We start from the raw sequence: 1,459 nt of genomic DNA, 5'->3' as shown, positions 1-1,459 counted from the left end.
CGCGTGTGTGTGGTGCTGGCCGACGGGCTGGGCCGGAACCTGTTGAAGCAGAAGAGCGCCCAGACCCCGTTCCTGCGTGCGGTCCAGCAGGCCGGCCAGGGCCAGGTGCCCGTGTCGCTGGACTCGGCGTTCCCGTCCACCACCGCGGCATCCCTCGCCAGCTTCGGCACCGGACTGTCGGCGGGCCAGCACGGCATGGTGGGCTATGACGTCCTGGATCCGGATCAGGACCGGGTAGTGAACATGCTGGGCAACTGGGACGCCGGCGTGGACCCGCGGACGTGGCAGCCGTTCCCCACCGTTTTCGAACGGGCCGCGGAACACGTCGATGTGACGACGGTCAGCCTGCCGCAGTTCAGCACCTCGGCCATGACCGAGGCCGCGCTCCGCGGAGGCCGCTTCCTCACCGGAACCACGTCGCACGCCCGGACCGAAGCGGCCGCCGAGGCCATGGCCGGCGCCGGTCCCTCGCTGATGTACTTCTATGTCAATGAGCTCGACAAGGCCGGGCACCGCCACGGCTGCCAGTCAGCCCAGTGGGAGCACCAGCTGGAAGAACTTGATGCCACGGTGCGCCGGCTCAACGCCACCCTGCCGGCCGGCACCACGGTGCTGCTGACGGCGGACCACGGAATGGTGGACGTGCCCGAATCGCAGCGGATCGACTACTCCGCGGAGCCGGCGCTGCTCGCCGGGGTGCGGCACACCGCCGGAGAGCCGCGCATGGTCCACCTCTACCTGGAGGATAGGACGGACGACGCCGCCCGCGGCCGCCTGCTGGCCAACTGGCGGTCCCGTTTCGGGGACAGAATATGGGCCTTCACCCGTGAGGAAGCGATCGCGGGCGGCCTGTTCGGCGACGTGAGGGCCGAGGCCGCCTTGCGGATCGGCGACGTCATGATCGCGGCCCGGGACGCGCTGGCGCTTTACGATACCCGCAGGGTCCGGCCCACTGCCCTTGAGGTCGTGGGCCAGCACGGTTCCCTGACGAAAGCCGAGCGGGAAGTCCCGCTGCTCTATTTCCAGGCCGACGGTAAAAAAGCGCCCCGCGGCTGACGTTCCCAGCCTGAAATTCGGGACTGAAATCCCTGCCTGAATTTCCTGCCTGAAATTCGGGACTGAAATCCCTGCCGGAAACGCGCGCCCGGCTCTTATTGGTCGTTGCGGGTTCCGAAGACGATTTCGTCCCAGCTCGGAACGCTGGAGCGCTTCGGCTTGGCCGGCTGGCGCTCGGGCTGGTCCGTTCCGGCTTCGTTCCGGGCAGCGGCGTGGGACTCGCGGTGCTGCCGCCGGGACGTTCCGCCGCCGATCAATTCATCCAGGCCCGGGCTCGCCGTCGGGCCGCTCTTAGGGGCCGGGCGGAGTTGCGAGGCCGCGATGGTGACTTCCCGGGTCTCGGTGCTGACGCCGTCGTGCAGTTTCAGGGCATCGTCCTCCTCCGGGAGGCGCGGTGCGAGGC

At 69.1% G+C, this 1,459-nt stretch carries 1 protein-coding gene and 1 pseudogene; one reads left to right on the top strand and one right to left on the bottom strand.

What is annotated here, in order from left to right:
- Window positions 1-1,056, top strand: a 1,056-nt coding sequence (locus LQV45_RS32015; protein ID WP_230011515.1) for an alkaline phosphatase family protein, incomplete at its 5' end; no start/stop codon positions are given.
- Between the two features lie 95 nt (window positions 1,057-1,151).
- On the opposite strand, the pseudogene LQV45_RS32010 reads toward LQV45_RS32015, so the two are convergent.
- Window positions 1,152-1,459 (bottom strand): annotated as a pseudogene (locus LQV45_RS32010) (DUF3071 domain-containing protein); the annotation flags it as partial.

Source organism: Microbacterium sp. Bi128, from assembly GCF_918698205.1.
The sequence above is the reverse complement of the archived record's forward strand: the minus strand, read 5'-3'. Positions and strand labels throughout refer to the sequence as shown.